The sequence below is a fragment of the Pseudomonas sp. RT4P38 genome (genome assembly GCF_054897765.1).
In genome coordinates this window covers 6,299,972-6,316,567 of record NZ_CM142703.1, presented here as the reverse complement: position 1 = coordinate 6,316,567, position 16,596 = coordinate 6,299,972, and the positions used below count along the sequence as shown (strand labels likewise).

The window sequence follows — 16,596 nt, the reverse complement described above, 5'->3', positions numbered from 1 at the left end:
GGCTCCTGTGGCTCGGCTGAAAGCGCAGTCTAGCGCGGGGCGCTGGCTGACGATGGTTCGGGGATAAGTGCGGCGACTGGCGGCAGGGCAAGGCCGTGCTCATCGCATTTGCAAGACAGGCGTTCACCGCTGTCGACATTCATGAGGGTCAGGGCGCCACCCCAGACACAACCGGTGTCGAGGGCCGAGATGCCCGGCTCATTGCATCGGCCTTCCAGAGCGGCCCAGTGGCCGAAGATGATCTTCAGGCCCTTGGTCTTGCGCTCTTTGTGCTGAAACCAGGGTTTGTAGCCCGGTGGCGCATTGTCGAGGCCTTCCTTGCTTTTGAGGTCAAGCTTGCCCTCGGCGGTACAAAACCGCATGCGGGTGAAATAGTTGGTGATCACCCGCAGGCGTGTCACGCCTTTGAGGTCGTTGTCCCATTTCGCCGGATCGTTGCCGTACATGCCATCGAGGTAGGGCGGTAACAGGTTGTCATCGCGCAATGCCGCCTCGACTTCGGCGGCATACTTTAAGGCCTTGCGCAGTGACCACTGGGGCGGAATGCCAGCATGTACCAGGGCGACATCGCGCTGTTCGTCGTAATGCATGAGCTTTTGCTGACGCAGCCACTCCAGCAGTTCCGCGGAATCGGGCGCTGCGAGAATCTCGAGCAGGGTGTCGGACTTCTTCAAGCGTTCGATGTTTTTCCCGGCAGCCAGCAAGTGCAGGTCATGGTTGCCGAGCACGCACACCAGCGATTCGCGGATGCTATAGAGGAAGCGCAAGGTGTCCAGGGACTGCGGGCCACGGTTGACCAGATCGCCTACCAGCCACAGACGATCCCGTGTCGGGTCGAAGGCGACCTGCTTGAGCAGGCATTGCAATGCTTGAAGGCAGCCTTGCAGATCGCCGACGGCGTACGTTGCCATCAGTGCAGGGCTCCGGGCACCGCCAGACGGAATGGGGCGATGATGGCGTCGAAGTGTTTGCCGTCGTCGGCAACCATTTCATAAGTGCCCTGCATCGTGCCGACCTTGGAGGTCATGACGGTGCCGCTGCTGTAGGTGTGGCTTTCGCCCGCGTCGATCAACGGCTGCTGGCCAACAACGCCCGCACCGCGAACTTCTTCGACATGCCCGTCACCGTCGGTGATCACCCAGTGCCGCGACAACAGTTTGGCCGGTAGCTCGCCATTGTTGTGCACGGTGATGGTGTAGGCGAAGGCAAAACGGTTTTGCTCGGGTTGCGATTGTTCTGCCAGATAGCGGGTGACGACGCTGACGTCGACCTGATAACGAGGATCGGACATGCAAGAGGCCTTAAAATCGAAGCGGAACGCGGGGCGTAGCTGATGGAACTCAGTCTAGGCCAAGTATCGGGTAGTAAACCAGACATGGGGGCTGGTGTCCTACCCGATAACGCTCATTGCCTGTCAGTCGGCGGCGGGTGTCTGTAGGACTTGTTCGCTGAGCTTGTCGGCCAGGCGCACGAAGGCGGCCAGATCGAGCTGTTCAGGGCGCAGGCTGCCATCAACGCCAGCGGCTTCGATTTCAGCGTTGCTCAGCAGTAGCTTGAGGGTGTTGCGCAGGGTCTTGCGGCGCTGGTTGAAGGCTTCGCGCACGACGCGCTCCAGCAACTTGTGATCCTTGGCCGGGTGCGGCAGCACCGCGTGAGGCACCAGACGCACGATAGCCGAGTCGACTTTGGGCGGCGGATTGAACGCGCCGGGGCCAACGTTGAACAGATGCTCAACCCGGCAGTGATACTGAACCATGATCGACAAGCGACCCCAGTCACCACCACCAGGGCCTGCTGCCAGGCGCTCGACCACTTCCTTTTGCAGCATGAAGTGCATGTCGCGAATCAGGCTGGCGTTATGCAGCAGGTGAAAAATCAGCGGCGTAGAGATGTTGTACGGCAGGTTGCCGACCACTCGCAGGCTGTTTGGCGCGGCATTCAGGCTGTTGAAGTCGAACTTCAGCGCGTCGCCCTGGTGCAGGTTGAAGTTGTCCTTGCCGGCGAACTGCTGGTTGAGGATCGGGACCAGGTCCTTGTCCAGCTCCACCACGTCCAACTGCGCGCCGCTGTTGAGCAGGCCTTGAGTCAGTGCGCCCTGGCCCGGGCCGATTTCCAGCAGGCGGTCTTCGGGTTTGGCGCGGATGGCGCGCAGGATGCGGTCGATAACGCCGGCATCGTGCAGGAAGTTCTGGCCAAAGCGTTTGCGCGCCTTGTGTTGGTAATGCTCGGTCATAAACGGGTCTCGGCCATCTGGTAAGCGGTTTCCAGGGCGACTTGCAGGCTGCCGGTGTCGATTTTGCCGCTGCCGGCCAGGTCCAGGGCAGTGCCGTGGTCCACCGATGTGCGGATGATCGGCAAGCCGAGGGTCACGTTGACTGCCGCGCCGAAGCCTTTGTATTTCAGCACCGGCAGGCCCTGGTCGTGGTACATCGCCAGCACCGCGTCGCAGTGCTCCAGATATTTGGGGGTAAACAGAGTGTCGGCGGGCAGGGGGCCGCGAAGGTCCATTCCTTCGCCACGCAGGCGCTCTAATGTAGGTTCGATAATGTCGATTTCTTCATGGCCCAGGTGTCCGCCTTCGCCGGCATGAGGGTTGAGCCCACACACCAGGATGCGCGGCTGGGCGATGCCGAATTTTTCTTGTAGATCGGTGTGCAGAATTCGCGTGACCCGTTCCAGTCGCTCCGGCGTGATCGCATCGGCAATCTCGCGAAGAGGCAGGTGAGTGGTGACCAGCGCCACGCGCAATCCGCGAGTGGCGAGCATCATCACCACTTGTGCGGTATGGGTCAGGTCGGCAAGAAATTCCGTGTGCCCGGAAAAGGCGATCCCGGAGTCATTGATCACGCCCTTGTGCACAGGGGCCGTGATCATGCCGGCAAAATGCCCGTCCAGGCAGCCTTGGCCAGCTCGGGTCAGGGTTTCCAGGACGAAAGCCGCGTTGGCCTTGTCCAGATGCCCGGCGGTGACCTTGGCGTTGAGCGGTGTATCCCAGACATACAGGCTGTTGGCTGGCGCGGGTACATCCGGCCAGCTGTCCGGGGTTACCGGCAGCAAATCGACAACCACGCCCAGCTGCGCGGCCCGCTCAAAGAGCAGGTCGCGGCTGGTAATGGCAATCAGGGGATGTGGCTGGGCTTGCGAGGCGAGCAGCAGGCACAGGTCAGGACCTATGCCGGCCGGCTCGCCGGGTGTCAGCGCGAAACGTTTGGGTTTCACTGCGCTGCCTGGTCTGCACCAGGGAGTTTGATCTCTACGTACGCTTCGTCACGGATCTGACGCAGCCAGGTTTGCAGCTCTTCGTCGTATTTGCGGTTACGCAGTACGGTCATCGCTTGCTGCTCACGGGCCTGGGTGGTGCTGTCAGTGGCGCGACGGCCAAGGACTTCCAGAACGTGCCAGCCGTATTGGGACTGGAACGGCTTGGACAGCTGACCTTGCGGGGTCTTGGCCATCACTTCGCGGAATTCAGGCACCAATGCATTCGGGTCGATCCAGTTCAGGTCGCCACCGTTGAGGGCGGAACCTGGATCTTCCGAGAAGCTTTTCGCCAGTTCGCCGAAATCTTCGCCCGCTTCGATTCGGGTATAGAGCGACTCAGCCAAAGCCTTGGTTTTAGCCTCGTCGCGGATCGGGCTAGGTTTGACCAGGATATGACGCACGTGCACTTCGTCACGCACCTGGGTCTCGCCGCCACGCTTGTCGAGGATCTTCAGGATGATGAAGCCGCCCGGGGTGCGCATTGGCTGGGTAATGTCGCCGACAGCCATGGTGCTCAGCATGCGATCGAACGGAGGTGGCAGCTGACCGGCTTTACGCCAGCCCATGTCGCCACCTTCCAGTGCTGTTTCGCTGGCGGATTTGGCGATTGCCAACTGACCGAAGTCAGCGCCTTGCTTGAGCTGCTGGTAAACAGCGTCGGCTTGTTTGGCGGCATTCTGAATCGCGTCGGAGTTGGCGCTTTCCGGCGTAGGAATCAGGATGTTGGCCAGGCGGAACTCTTCGGACAACTGCATTTTGCCAAGGTCAGAAGCGAGGAAGTTCTTCACTTCCTGTTCGGAGACCTGGATACGCTCGGCCACACGGCGCTGACGCACACGGCTGATGACCATCTCGCGGCGAATCTGGTCGCGGGCGTCTTCATAAGACAGACCATCGCGAGTCAGGGCGGCGCGGAATTGATCCACGGACATGTTGTTTCGCTGAGCAATGGTGCCGACAGCCTGGTTCAGTTCTTCATCGGTAATGCGGATGCCGGAACGTTCGCCGATCTGCAGTTGCAGGTTTTCGACGATCAGGCGCTCAAGCACCTGCTGGTCCAGCACGCCGGCCGGTGGCACGGCTGAACCGCGCTTGGCGATGGTTTGCTGAACTTCATGAACGCGTTGGTCCAGTTGGCTCTGCATGACCACGTCGTTGTCGACAATGGCCACCACTTTATCGATGGACTGCACCGCGGCGTTCGCCGCGGTACCCAGGAACAGCGCGCCCAGCATCAGCGGGCGCAGACAATCAGAAAGCTTGGTCTTCACGTTCACGATAACCTTGGATGCCTTTGTCGAGGAAGCTCTCTACTTTGGCGCCGGTGAGGCCGCCGAGTCCCTTCAGAACAATTTGTAGGAAGATGCCGTGGTCGCCTTTTTCGTTTTCCGGGGCGTTCTGACTGAACTCGTCATACGAAACCCAGTAACGGTTGATCAGGCGCAGTTTCCAGCAGCAGTTGTCGTACTCGAAACCACCGAAAGCTTCCAGGGTACGGTTACGGTTGTAGTCATACTGCCAGCGGCTGATGGCGTTCCATTGCGGCACGATCGGCCAGATCACCGAGAAGTCGTGCTGCTGAATCTTGTAGTAGTCCTTCACGTAGCCAGGAGTGCCCGGGGTGCCGTAGTCACCACCGCCCACTTGCCACTTACCGGTGTTCTGGTCGTAACGGACCTGGTCATTGCGATAGCGATAGCCAGCGTTGATGACCTTGTTCGGGTTGTCTTCAGGCTGGTAGTGGAACATCGCGCTGCCCGAGCGAGGGCTGCGGCTGTCCGGGTCCCAGTTGTAATCGGCCGTGGTGCGCCAATCGCGGTTCCAGCGATATTCGTATTCCAGCGCGTATGGCGAGACATTAGCCTGCGCGTCGTCGCGGGTTTTTGCATCGATACCCGGCAACTGAACTTCGCGATCCTTGAAATACACGGCCTGGCCGACGCTGATGCGTTGACGTTCGAAGCCATTGTCTTCGATCCAGCGGTTGGTTACGCCCAGCGACAGTTTGTTCTCGTCGCCGACGCGGTCGGAGCCGGAGAAGCGGTTGTCACGGAACAGCGACGCGTAGTTGAAGGTGTATTCGCTGGTGTCGAATACTGGAATGTCTTCCTGATCCGTTTCAGGCACGTACAGGTAGAACAGGCGCGGCTCGAGGGTCTGGCGATAATTCTTGCCGAACCATTGGGTGTTGCGATCGAAGTACAGGCCGCTGTCGATGCTTGCAATCGGCACACCACGGTTCTGGTTGCTGCTGAAGGTGCCGTTGAGCTTTTGCTGTTCGGCAGTCTGCGCGTCAATCTGACTTTTACCGGTACCGTCCAGATCCAGTTGGTACTGGGTGTATTGGTACTTGAGCGATGGCTTCAGGTAGCCATAAGTCCAGTCCAGCGGCAGGCTGACACCCGGTTTGAGATTCAAACGGTCGCCGTTGGCCCGTGCTAGTCCCGTCACGTTGTTATCAAGACGCGGCTCGACGGTGCCGTCTTCGTTTACGAAGTTACCGTCCTTCAAGTCACGATCAAACCGTACGACTTCTGTCTCGTAATCGAAGTCCAGGCCGCCAGGGTGAGTCGGCAACTGACCATTGAAAGTGATCTGCGGCAAGCGGTCGTACGGCGTAATGTCCGAAACGGTCGCGAGCTGATAAGCCTGGGCATTCAAGCGAGCGGTGTAGCTGTCGCCACGATAGGTGACAGAACCCTGCTGGTTCACATAATCGGAGCTTTTAACCCCGATCTGGTCGGTTTGCAGATCCTGGAAGTAATACGGATCGCTGATCTTGGTGTAATCGACTTGAGTCAGAACGCGCGAGTCGAGACCACCCTTGTGCTGCCAGTTGTACATGTAGCGATTTTTTTGGTAGTCGGTCTGCAGCTTGCGATCGGTGTCTTCGTCGTTGAGGTACGCGGCGCCGAGCTGACCTTCGCTGGACGGGGTCAGGTAACGGAATTCGCCTTCCATCAACAAGCCGTGCTTGCTCATGTAGCGCGGGTACAACGTGGCATCGTAGTTTGGTGCCAGGTTGAAGTAATACGGTGTGACCAGCAAGAAGCCGGTATCGGTGCCGGTGCCGATAGTCGGCGGCAGGAAGCCGGACTGGCGACGGTCATCGATCGGGAAATAGATGTACGGCGTGTACAGAACCGGAATGTCCTTGACCCGCAGCGTCACGTTGGTCGCGGTACCGAAACCGGTGGCCGGGTTCAAGGTGATGTTGTTGCCCTTGAGCTGCCAGGCGTTGCTGTTCGGTTCGCACGTGGTGTACGTACCATCCTTGAGGCGGATGATCGCGTTCTCGGCACGCTTGGCGTACAGCGCGCTGCCGCGGATACGGGATTTGTGCAGGACGTATTCGGCGTTGTCGACCTTGGCTTCACCGGTGTCGAGTTGCACGTCGGCGTGGTCGCCCACGATCAATGCGCCGTTGTCGCGAACACGGACATTGCCGCTCAGTTCGCCACGGCTCTCGGCCTGGTAGAGGTTCGCTTCGTCGGCTTCGACCTGCATGCTGCCCTGACGCATGACCACGTCACCGGCCAGGGTCGCGACCTGCTCATCCTGCTTATAGCGAGAGGCTTTGGCGCCGAGAAAGGTCGGAGCGTCACTTTTATTCGTCTTGTCATTCATGCCAGGACGAATTGGTTCGATATAGGAACCAGAGCAGTAAGGACCGGTTTCGGCCAATTGCGCTGCAGTGAGCTTCTCGCGCGGAACCCAGTCGAGGTGGCTGTAGTCTTCGCTACGCGACTTCAAGCCGCGGCCCTTGGACTCGGTCACCAGCACAGGCTTGGCGCCGGTGTCTTGACTGGAGCCGCTGTCGGCCGGAGTCTCGCCGCTGGTGCTTACCGCCGCACTGCCGTCATGGACGGGACGCGGTGGCAGCGCAGCTGCTGGAGATTTTGGCGCACAGTTCCAGGCACCCGAAGCAGAGACTGAGCAGTCATACTGTTCCGCGGCGACCACGAACGAAGTGGCTAGAGGTTGCAGGGCCAGCAGACTGCCGGTAACCAACAACGGAAATTTTTTACGAAACGCGGGGGATTTCAATGCCATCTTATTAGTCCGGGCTTCCTGCGTGCCATCTGCCCGCGGTGTGGGCCGCACGCCTCTCGATGGTCTGAAAAAGATGCTGGATAATAAAGCATGCCCCGCTTGACGGCTAGCGCCGTCGGAGACCCTTGCAATGCCTGACCAAGATGTACGTTTGCAACACCTGAAAGTTTGGCTCGATGAGCAATTGGCTGTCCTTTTTGCAGAACAGGGTTGGGGTGCCGTACCCCCGGCCACGTTGATCGCGGCCAGTAGCGATGCGAGTTTTCGACGTTATTTCCGCTGGGAAGGCGAGGGCAGAAGCTTCGTCGTGATGGACGCGCCCCCCCCCCAGGAAAACTGCAAACCCTTCGTGGATATCGCTTTTTTGCTGGCGAAGTCCGGAATAAATGTTCCGAAAATTTATGCCGAAGACCTCGAGCGTGGTTTTCTTTTACTCAATGACCTGGGCAACAAGACTTATCTGGACGTGATCGACAGCGAAAATGCCGACAATTTGTTCAAGGATGCCTTGCAAGCACTGCTGGCTTTTCAGCAATTGCCGATGGTTGCACCGCTGCCAAGTTATGACGTGGCGTTGCTGCGGCGCGAGCTGGAATTGTTCCCTGAGTGGTACGTGAAGCGTGAGTTGGGTATCGAGTTCGATTTGGCTCAGCAAATGCTCTGGAAGAACGTGACTGAGCTATTGATCGACAGCGCCCTGGCCCAGCCCCAAGTGCTGGTGCACCGCGACTACATGCCGCGCAATCTGATGCTCAGCGAGCCGAATCCCGGTGTGCTGGATTTCCAGGACGCAGTGTATGGCCCCGTGACCTACGACGTGACCTGCCTGTTCAAGGATGCGTTCCTCAGTTGGCCCGAGGAGCGTGTGCGCGGTTGGCTGGAAGTTTACTGGCAGCAAGCGGGCGATCTCGGGATCCCGGTTCAGCCCGACTTCGATGATTTCCTGCGTGCCAGCGACCTGATGGGCGTGCAGCGGCACCTGAAAGTGATCGGCATCTTCGCCCGCATCTGCCACCGTGACGGCAAGCCGCGCTATCTCGGCGATGTGCCGCGCTTCTTTGCTTATATAGACGCAGTGATCGCCCGTCGTCCTGAGTTGGCTGAGCTGGATGTGTTGCTGCTGAGTCTGCGTGCTGGAGCGAATGCATGAAGGCGATGATTCTGGCGGCAGGCAAGGGCGAGCGCATGCGCCCGCTGACCCTGACCACCCCGAAACCGCTGGTACGCGCTGGCGGTATTCCGTTGATCGAGTATCACTTGAAGGCCTTGGCGGTGGCGGGGTTTACCGAGGTGGTGATCAACCACGCCTGGCTCGGCCAGCAGATCGAAAACTACCTCGGTGATGGCTCTCAATACGGCGTACGTATTCAGTACTCGCCGGAAGGTGAGCCACTCGAAACCGGAGGCGGGATTTTTCGCGCGCTGCCGTTGCTGGGTGATGAGGCCTTTATGGTGGTCAACGGTGACATCTGGACCGATTACGACTTCAGCGTATTGCATCAGCCCATTGGCGGGCTGGCGCATTTGGTGCTGGCGGACAACCCGGCTCATCACCCGGCCGGGGATTTCAGTCTGATCGATGGGCACGTACGCGACGGTCAGCCAGACACCGCAACTCTGACCTACAGCGGCATCGCGGTGCTGCACCCGCAGCTGTTCGAAGGTTGCTCTGCCGGGGCGTTCAAGCTTGCACCGCTGTTGCGCAAGGCCATGGCCGATGGACAAGTAACCGGCGAACACTTGAAAGGGCATTGGGTGGATGTCGGCACTCACGAGCGTCTGGCTGAAGTCGAAACTTTGATAGAGGCGAGACGCTGACATGCTGTGGCCAGGGACTCTGATTGGAGCCGGAGCGGGCTATGCCATCGCCAGCATTCCGGGGGCCATGCTTGGCGCCTTATTAGGACAAGCGCTGGATCGGCGCTTGCACTTGCAGAGCTGGGCGCACTTGCGAGAAAAGCTCGGTGGTCGCTCGGTGCTGCGCAACGACGAACTGCTGTTTGTGTTGTTGGGAAGGCTGGCCAAATGCGATGGGCGGGTGGGGGAGGGCCACATCCAGCAGGCCCGTCAGGAAATGCGTTCGCTGGAAATGAACGAGTCGGCCCAGCGCCGGGCAATTGCCGCGTTCAATCGCGGCAAGTCGGGAGATGACCGGTTGCGCGGTTACCTGCGCCGCTTGAGTGCTCAACCCCATGCAGCCGAAGGCGTCTTGCGCGCCTGTTGGCGGATGATTTGGGCTGATGGCCGCGCCGGTAGCGCTGAGCGAGCGCTGATTACGCAGTGGGGCAAATGGCTGGGCTGGACACGGCATCAAGTGCAGGCGCTGGCGGCCGATTATGAACAGCACAAGCTGGCGCAGGTCAGCAGCACTGTCACCTACCAAGATGCACTGCGGCTTTTGGGCGTGTCGGCGACCAGCGAGCCGGCGCAGATCAAACGCGCTTATCGACGCCTGCTGAGTCGCCATCATCCGGACAAGATTGCTGGCAGCGGTGCGACGGCGTCGCAGGTTCGCGAAGCCACTGACAAGACTCGCGAACTGCATAGCGCCTACACATTGATTCGTGAGCGGCGGGATTTTCGGTAGTAGGGCAGGGGTGTAATACCTGCAAGGAGGCGAGGGTCAATCGGCTAGCGGATTCAACCAGCCGCGCACCCGTCGGAATAGCTGCTCTTGCTCAGCCTTGGTATTACCGGGCAAAGCCTTGAGCGACACCTGGCTGAATGCCGAAGCTTTCAAACGTTTGCTGGCTTGCATACGTTCCAGCGCCGCGTTGCGATCCAGCGGCTTGTCCATATAGAAGATGTCTGCGGTGGGCAGCTTCAGGGTCGGTGTCAGTTCGGCCAGCTCTGGTTTGGCTTTCACCGGCATCTGAGCGGCAACCATCACAAACTTCTCCACTTGCGAAGGCTGCTTCTCGCTCAGATAACGTGCCGCCCAGTAAGCGCCGGTACCATGACCCAATATGACAATGCGGCGAGCGCTTTGCTGTTCGGCGTAGGCAATGGCGGCGTCGATGCGGGCGAAGATTCGTTCGGCGTCGGCGTTGGCCTGTTCCTCGGTGGTTTCGGCGATCGCCTTGTCCGCCACCTCCGCTTCACCGCCCGCGGCTTGTTCGATGGGCGCTGCGGTGGTCGAGTCTTTGCTGCCAGTGTCGGGGGCTTTTGGCGTGAGTGCCACTTCTACGATGCGTGGTGCAATGGCATCGCTTTGCACGTCCGGCAAGGTGATACTCAGGCTGCTCCACTCGGCGTCTGGCAATTTACGTCGCAATGGACCTATTGCTTGCGGCCAGTCAACGCTTTCGCCGGCACCCGGGATGATAATCACCGCGCCTTTGGGTTCGGCGGTATTGGCCGGTTTCCACAAGGCTAGAAACGTGTCAGTGCCCGCTTGCAGTTGCTGCTGTTCCTGAGCAGGGATTTGTCGCTCAAGTGCAGACGCTTCTTCCTGACTACGCTCAAGCATCGGCTGGCGCTCGACCGGTTTTTCTTCGGCGGGCGTTTGCGTCGCGGCAGGTACCGGGTCGGCGGCCTCGACAGAAAAGGCGCAAGGCAGGATCAGCGACAGGCACAATGCTGGCAGTGCCAGGCGGTAGACAGGGGGCATCGGATATTCCAGGCCAGAAGTTATTCCGGCAGCCTAATGGGTTGGTCAGTATTTGTCAGTGTGTGAGACTTCGATGATGCGTTTTTGCTGCCTGTGGGTTATCGGCTGTTTGTGGTTTCCCTTGATGGGCTGGGCGGCTCCCGCGCCACCGGTGCACGTCGCGCCATTGTCCGCGGGCCAGCAGCAATGGCTGGCGCAGCATGGCGAGTTGCGCGTCGGGCTGGTGTTGCAAGTGCCCTACGCCCAATACGATCGCCGCTTGCAGCGCCTGTCCGGGGTTAACGTCGAGCTGATGAAATGGCTGGCCAAGTCCCTCAAGGTCGAGCTGAGCTGGCGCAACTTTCCCGACCTGGCGCAACTGGAAGCCGCCGCGCGCGAGGGTGAAATCGACATCGCTCCGGGGCTCACCCAAACCCCCGCTGGCCTGCGGCTCTGGCAGTTTTCCGACCCGTATATGCGGGTGCCGCAACTGGTGGTCAGTGACCAGAAAAGCACCGGCGTGGTCGAGTTGGAAAAACTCGACAGCCAGACCCGTGTCGCCGTGCGCATGCCCGGTGCCACCGCCGACTATCTTCGCAGTAATTACCCACACTTGAACCTTCAAGGCGTACCGATCGAGCGCCAGGCACTGCAACTATTACTGAGTCAGCAGGCCAGCTACGCCGTGGTCGACGAAGCGCAACTGGGACGTCTGTCCGCCGAACCGGAGTTCGCCGGGCTGGTGGTGGTGGGTGACATCGGCCTGCCGCACCTGTTGCGGGTGGCCACGCGCCGGGACTGGCCGGAACTGGCTGGCATCGTCGAAAGCGCGTTGCGGGCGATCCCGGCCAAGGACCTGGAGCAACTGCACAACCAATGGCTGCAACCCAAGTACCCGCGGCTGACCGAGTCCCCGGGCTTCTGGCAAAACCTCTGTCTGCTGTTGGTGGTGTTGATGTTGAGCAGCATGGCCATCGTGTTCTGGCAGCGTCGTCAGCAGCACAGTCTTGAGCATCGTTTACGGGCAGCGCGCGAAGACATTGCGCTGCGTGCCGCCAGCGAAGAAGCCTTGAGCCTCACTCAGTTTTCCATCGACCAGAGCACCGTCGGCATCCTTTGGGTCAACTGGGACAGCCATGTGCGCTACGCCAATCGCGCGGCCGAAACCATGCTGGGTTATCCGGCGGGCGGGATCATTGATCGGCCGCTGATCGACTTCGAACCCGGCTTGCACATGGACCGCTGGCTGAACCTGTGGAAACGCGCGCGGGCCAACGAGGAAGGCCCGCAAAGTTTCGAAACCAACTGCGTGCGGGCGGATGGCAGCAATCTGCCGGTGGATGTTTCGCTGAGTTTTTTGCGGTTTCGCGACGGCGAATACCTGGTGGTCTACCTCAACGACGTCACCGAGCGCCGTCGAGCCCTGGCCGCGTTGCAGGAGAGCGAGGCCCGGTTGCAAGGGATCGCCGCCAACGTTCCAGGACTGGTCTTCCGCCTGGAACGGGCCCCGGTGACGGGGCAGATCGACTTTGCCTACATCAGTGAAGGCAGCGAGAGCCTGGTGGGTTACTCACCGGCCACCCTGGCCCATCGCGACAAAGGCCTGCGCAGCCTGGTGCACCCGGACGACAAGGCCAGTTATCACCAAACCCAGGACCATGCGCTGGATACCGACAGCGACTGGTCGTGGCAGGGGCGGATTCTCACCCGTTCAGGCGAACAGCGCTGGGCCGAGATCAAGGCCATCACCCGCCGACTCGAAGACGGCGCCTATGTCTGGGACGGGATCGTCTGGGACATCAGCGAGAGCAAACGCATCGAACTGGAACTGGCCAGCTCTCGCGAGCAGTTGCGTGAGTTGTCTGCGCACCTAGAGAGCGTGCGGGAAGAGGAAAAGGCCCGCATCGCCCGGGAAGTTCACGACGAACTGGGTCAGATGCTCACCGTGCTGAAGCTGGAAACATCCATGTGCGAACTGGCCTACGCCCAGCTCGACCCCGGTCTGAACGAACGTTTGAACAGCATGAAGCGCTTGATCGCTCAGTTGTTCCAACTGGTACGGGATGTGGCGACGGCGCTGCGACCGCCGATTCTCGACGCCGGGATTGCCTCGGCCATCGAGTGGCAGGCCCGCCGATTCGAGGCGCGCACGCAGATTCCGTGTCTGGTGCAGGTGCCGGAAAATCTGCCGATGCTCAGTGATGCCAAGGCGATTGGCCTGTTCCGGATCCTTCAGGAAGCGCTGACCAATGTCATGCGCCATGCCCAGGCGCATACTGTCGAACTGACATTGGCGCTGGAAGGCGACGAGTTGTGTCTGACCGTCAGTGATGATGGCGTAGGATTTGTCCCCGCAACCGGTAGGTCAACCTCCTTCGGGGTGGTGGGCATGCGCGAGCGAGTGTTGATCATGGGCGGGCAGTTGTCGCTTGAGAGTGAACCGGGTGAAGGCACGACCCTGAGCGTGCGAGTGCCGCTGGATGAGGAGAAGTAAGTGATCCGTGTACTGGTAGCCGAAGACCACACCATCGTCCGCGAAGGCATCAAGCAATTGATCGGCCTGGCCAAGGATTTGCTGGTGGTAGGGGAGGCGAGCAATGGCGAGCAGTTGCTCGAGACCTTGCGCCATGTTCCCTGCGAAGTGGTCTTGCTGGACATCTCGATGCCTGGGGTCAACGGCCTGGAGGCGATTCCGCGGATTCGCGCGCTGAACAATCCGCCGGCGATTCTGGTGTTGTCGATGCACGACGAAGCGCAAATGGCCGCCCGTGCGTTGAAGATCGGCGCTGCCGGCTACGCGACCAAGGACAGTGATCCGGCGCTCCTACTGACGGCGATCCGCAAGGTCGCGGCGGGCGGGCGCTACATCGACCCGGACCTGGCCGACCGCATGGTCTTCGAAGTTGGCCTGACCGATTCGCGGCCGTTGCACTCGTTACTGTCTGAGCGCGAGTTCTCAGTGTTCGAACGCCTGGCCCAGGGCGCCAACGTCAATGACATCGCCCAGCAACTGGCCCTGAGCAGCAAAACCATCAGCACCCACAAGGCGCGGCTGATGCAGAAACTCAACATCACCTCCCTGGCGGAACTGGTGAAGTACGCGATGGAGCACAAACTCCTCTAAGGTTCACCACCGTCCCCTGTGGGAGCGAGCAAGCTCGCTCCCACAGGGATAGTGGTCGCATGCCCATTTACGACACGCCTTCAAACCCGCTTTCGCCCGTTCTTGTGGCTTGCAGCCTGAAGCTTACCGCTGACCCTATCCATCCCCGCCATCCTTGTAGGGCAATCCCTACCCCCAACCTTCCATCCGGCTGAGGCCATTCTCTCCTGCGCCCCGATTTGCGCGGTCACCAGCGTCCACTAGGCTTAGTCCACAGCAGTCATTAACAACAAAGGTGTGGGTATGAGCCAGGTCGATTCAAACGCAGGGGCCAGCGATATTCTGGTCAGCTTTCGTGGAGTGCAAAAAAGCTACGACGGCGAGAACCTGATCGTCAAAGACCTCAACCTGGATATTCGCAAAGGCGAATTCCTCACCTTGCTAGGGCCGTCCGGCTCCGGCAAGACCACCAGTCTGATGATGCTTGCCGGTTTCGAAACACCGACCGCAGGCGAAATCCTGCTGGCCGGGCGGTCAATCAACAACGTGCCGCCGCACAAGCGCGACATCGGCATGGTGTTCCAGAACTACGCGTTGTTCCCGCACATGACGGTCGCCGAGAACCTGGCGTTCCCGTTGACCGTGCGCGGCTTGAACAAGAGCGATGTTAGCGACAAGGTCAAAAAAGTCCTGAGCATGGTTCAGCTCGACACCTTCGCCCAGCGTTATCCGGCACAACTGTCCGGCGGTCAGCAACAGCGTGTGGCTTTGGCCCGGGCGTTGGTGTTCGAACCGCAACTGGTGCTGATGGACGAACCCCTCGGCGCACTGGACAAACAACTGCGCGAACACATGCAGATGGAGATCAAGCATCTGCATCAGCGCCTCGGCGTGACCGTGGTCTACGTGACCCACGACCAGGGTGAAGCCTTGACCATGTCCGACCGCGTAGCGGTGTTCCACCAAGGCGAGATCCAGCAGATCGCTCCACCGCGCAGCCTCTACGAAGAACCGAAAAATACCTTCGTCGCCAACTTCATCGGCGAGAACAATCGTCTCAACGGCCGCTTGCACAGCCACACCGGCGACCGCTGCGTGGTCGAGCTCGGTCGCGGTGAAAAGGTTGAAGCCCTGGCCGTGAACGTCGGCAAGACCGGCGAACCGGTCACGCTGTCGATTCGTCCGGAACGCGTGAGCCTCAATGGGTCGAGCGAGTCCTGCGTCAATCGCTTCTCGGGGCGGGTGGCGGAATTCATCTATCTGGGCGACCACGTCCGGGTTCGCCTGGAAGTCTGCGGCAAGACCGATTTCTTTGTGAAACAACCGATTGCCGAGCTCGATCCCGCGCTGGCTGTCGGCGACGTGGTACCGCTTGGCTGGCAGGTCGAACACGTTCGCGCGCTCGACCCACTTCTAGAGGCGCATTGATCGCCCCCTGCTTCAACAACACCAACCCTGCACGTGGAGAGAACAATAAATGTTGAGATCCCTGAAATTCACCGCTTTGGTCATGGGCATGATCGGTGCGGCACACGCAATGGCGGCGGGCCCGGACCTGACCGTGGTGTCCTTTGGCGGGGCGAACAAGGCAGCGCAGGTCAAAGCCTTCTATGCACCGTGGGAAGCGGCAGGCAACGGCAAGATCGTGGCAGGCGAGTACAACGGCGAAATGGCCAAGATCAAAGCCATGGTCGATACCAAGAGCGTGTCCTGGGACCTGGTGGAAGTTGAATCGCCAGAACTGTCCCGTGGTTGCGACGAAGACATGTTCGAGCAACTCGACCCGGCGTTGTTCGGCAAATCCGAAGACTACGTCAAAGGCGCTATCCAGCCGTGCGGCGTGGGCTTCTTCGTGTGGTCGACCGTGTTGGCCTACAACGCCGACAAGCTGGCATCCGCACCGACCAGCTGGGTGGATTTCTGGGACACCAAGAAATTCCCGGGCAAACGTGGCCTGCGTAAAGGCGCCAAGTACACCCTCGAATTTGCGCTGATGGCCGATGGCGTTGCGCCGAAAGACGTCTACAAGGTGCTTGCCGGCAAGGATGGTCAGGATCGCGCGTTCAAAAAACTCGATGAACTCAAGCCAAGCATCCAGTGGTGGGAAGCCGGCGCGCAACCGCCGCAGTACCTCGCTTCCGGTGACGTGGTCATGAGCTCGGCCTACAACGGCCGGATCGCTGCCGTGCAGAAAGAAAGCAACCTGAAAGTCGTGTGGAACGGTGGTATCTACGACTTCGACGCATGGGCCATTCCAAAAGGTCTGGACAAGGCGCGTGCTGAAGCGGCGAAGAAATTCATCGCGTTCTCGGTGCAGCCACAACAGCAGAAGACTTACTCGGAAAACATCGCCTACGGCCCGGCCAACACCCAAGCCGTACCGTTGCTGTCCAAGGATGTCCTCAAAGACATGCCGACCACCCCGGAAAACATCGCCAACCAGGTGCAGATCGACGTCAGCTTCTGGGCTGACAACGGCGAGCAACTGGAACAGCGCTTCAATTCCTGGGCTGCAAAATAAGACCACCCCGTGGGCTTATCCACTCCTGTAGGAGCGAGGCTTGCCCGCGAAGACGTCAGCACAGTCAAC

At 60.0% G+C, this 16,596-nt stretch carries 14 protein-coding genes; 7 read left to right on the top strand and 7 right to left on the bottom strand.

What is annotated here, in order from left to right:
- Positions 1 to 29: 29 nt before the first annotated feature.
- The 6 genes from ACYZT7_RS29475 to ACYZT7_RS29450 form a co-directional block, all read right to left on the bottom strand.
- Positions 30 to 911, bottom strand: coding sequence for a symmetrical bis(5'-nucleosyl)-tetraphosphatase (locus tag ACYZT7_RS29475; RefSeq protein ID WP_123368658.1), 882 nt, complete (start codon positions 909 to 911; stop codon positions 30 to 32).
- A complete protein-coding gene (gene apaG, locus ACYZT7_RS29470; RefSeq protein ID WP_123368659.1) occupies positions 911 to 1,291 on the bottom strand; it encodes a Co2+/Mg2+ efflux protein ApaG in 381 nt (126 codons plus the stop codon). Before apaG ends, ACYZT7_RS29475 begins: the two co-directional genes overlap by 1 nt.
- Positions 1,292 to 1,414: 123 nt before the next feature.
- A complete protein-coding gene (rsmA, locus tag ACYZT7_RS29465) occupies positions 1,415 to 2,233 on the bottom strand; it encodes a 16S rRNA (adenine(1518)-N(6)/adenine(1519)-N(6))-dimethyltransferase RsmA (RefSeq protein ID WP_462039206.1) in 819 nt (272 codons plus the stop codon).
- The gene (gene pdxA, locus ACYZT7_RS29460; RefSeq protein WP_462039205.1) at positions 2,230 to 3,219 is read right to left on the bottom strand and encodes a 4-hydroxythreonine-4-phosphate dehydrogenase PdxA; all 990 of its coding nucleotides are present in this window, start codon (positions 3,217 to 3,219) and stop codon (positions 2,230 to 2,232) included. The genes rsmA and pdxA overlap by 4 nt, the downstream gene beginning before the upstream one ends.
- Complete coding sequence (surA, locus tag ACYZT7_RS29455) at positions 3,216 to 4,532, bottom strand: peptidylprolyl isomerase SurA (protein ID WP_462039204.1); 1,317 nt, start codon at positions 4,530 to 4,532, stop codon at positions 3,216 to 3,218. Before surA ends, pdxA begins: the two co-directional genes overlap by 4 nt.
- Entirely contained in the window at positions 4,513 to 7,314 is a 2,802-nt protein-coding gene (locus tag ACYZT7_RS29450; protein ID WP_462039203.1) for an LPS-assembly protein LptD, read from the bottom strand. Before ACYZT7_RS29450 ends, surA begins: the two co-directional genes overlap by 20 nt.
- Before the next feature lie 130 nt (positions 7,315 to 7,444).
- Here ACYZT7_RS29450 and ACYZT7_RS29445 point away from each other — a divergent pair, with 130 nt between their 5' ends.
- From ACYZT7_RS29445 to ACYZT7_RS29435, 3 genes are read left to right on the top strand one after another with little or no spacing between them, the layout of a single operon-like run.
- Complete coding sequence (locus tag ACYZT7_RS29445) at positions 7,445 to 8,464, top strand: aminoglycoside phosphotransferase family protein (RefSeq protein ID WP_462039202.1); 1,020 nt, start codon at positions 7,445 to 7,447, stop codon at positions 8,462 to 8,464.
- Positions 8,461 to 9,132 carry an N-acetylmuramate alpha-1-phosphate uridylyltransferase MurU gene (gene murU, locus ACYZT7_RS29440; protein WP_462039201.1) on the top strand — a complete coding sequence of 224 codons (672 nt, stop codon included), beginning with the start codon at positions 8,461 to 8,463 and terminating at the stop codon, positions 9,130 to 9,132. The genes ACYZT7_RS29445 and murU overlap by 4 nt, the downstream gene beginning before the upstream one ends.
- A gap of 1 nt (position 9,133) precedes the next feature.
- A complete protein-coding gene (locus tag ACYZT7_RS29435; RefSeq protein ID WP_462039200.1) occupies positions 9,134 to 9,901 on the top strand; it encodes a TerB family tellurite resistance protein in 768 nt (255 codons plus the stop codon).
- A gap of 36 nt (positions 9,902 to 9,937) precedes the next feature.
- Here the strand turns inward: ACYZT7_RS29435 and ACYZT7_RS29430 are convergent, their stop codons facing one another.
- Positions 9,938 to 10,924, bottom strand: coding sequence for an alpha/beta hydrolase family protein (locus tag ACYZT7_RS29430; RefSeq protein WP_462039199.1), 987 nt, complete (start codon positions 10,922 to 10,924; stop codon positions 9,938 to 9,940).
- Positions 10,925 to 10,997: 73 nt separating this feature from the next.
- Between ACYZT7_RS29430 and ACYZT7_RS29425 the strand changes: the two genes are divergently transcribed.
- The 4 genes from ACYZT7_RS29425 to ACYZT7_RS29410 all read left to right on the top strand — a co-directional run bounded on the left by ACYZT7_RS29425 (position 10,998) and on the right by ACYZT7_RS29410 (position 16,527).
- The gene (locus ACYZT7_RS29425; RefSeq protein WP_462039198.1) at positions 10,998 to 13,397 is read left to right on the top strand and encodes a PAS domain-containing sensor histidine kinase; all 2,400 of its coding nucleotides are present in this window, start codon (positions 10,998 to 11,000) and stop codon (positions 13,395 to 13,397) included.
- Positions 13,398 to 14,027 carry a response regulator gene (locus ACYZT7_RS29420; protein ID WP_008147212.1) on the top strand — a complete coding sequence of 210 codons (630 nt, stop codon included), beginning with the start codon at positions 13,398 to 13,400 and terminating at the stop codon, positions 14,025 to 14,027.
- Positions 14,028 to 14,309: 282 nt separating this feature from the next.
- A complete protein-coding gene (locus ACYZT7_RS29415) occupies positions 14,310 to 15,434 on the top strand; it encodes an ABC transporter ATP-binding protein (RefSeq protein WP_462039197.1) in 1,125 nt (374 codons plus the stop codon).
- A 49-nt stretch (positions 15,435 to 15,483) separates the two neighbouring features.
- Positions 15,484 to 16,527 carry an ABC transporter substrate-binding protein gene (locus tag ACYZT7_RS29410; protein WP_462039196.1) on the top strand — a complete coding sequence of 348 codons (1,044 nt, stop codon included), beginning with the start codon at positions 15,484 to 15,486 and terminating at the stop codon, positions 16,525 to 16,527.
- Positions 16,528 to 16,596: the final 69 nt, after the last annotated feature.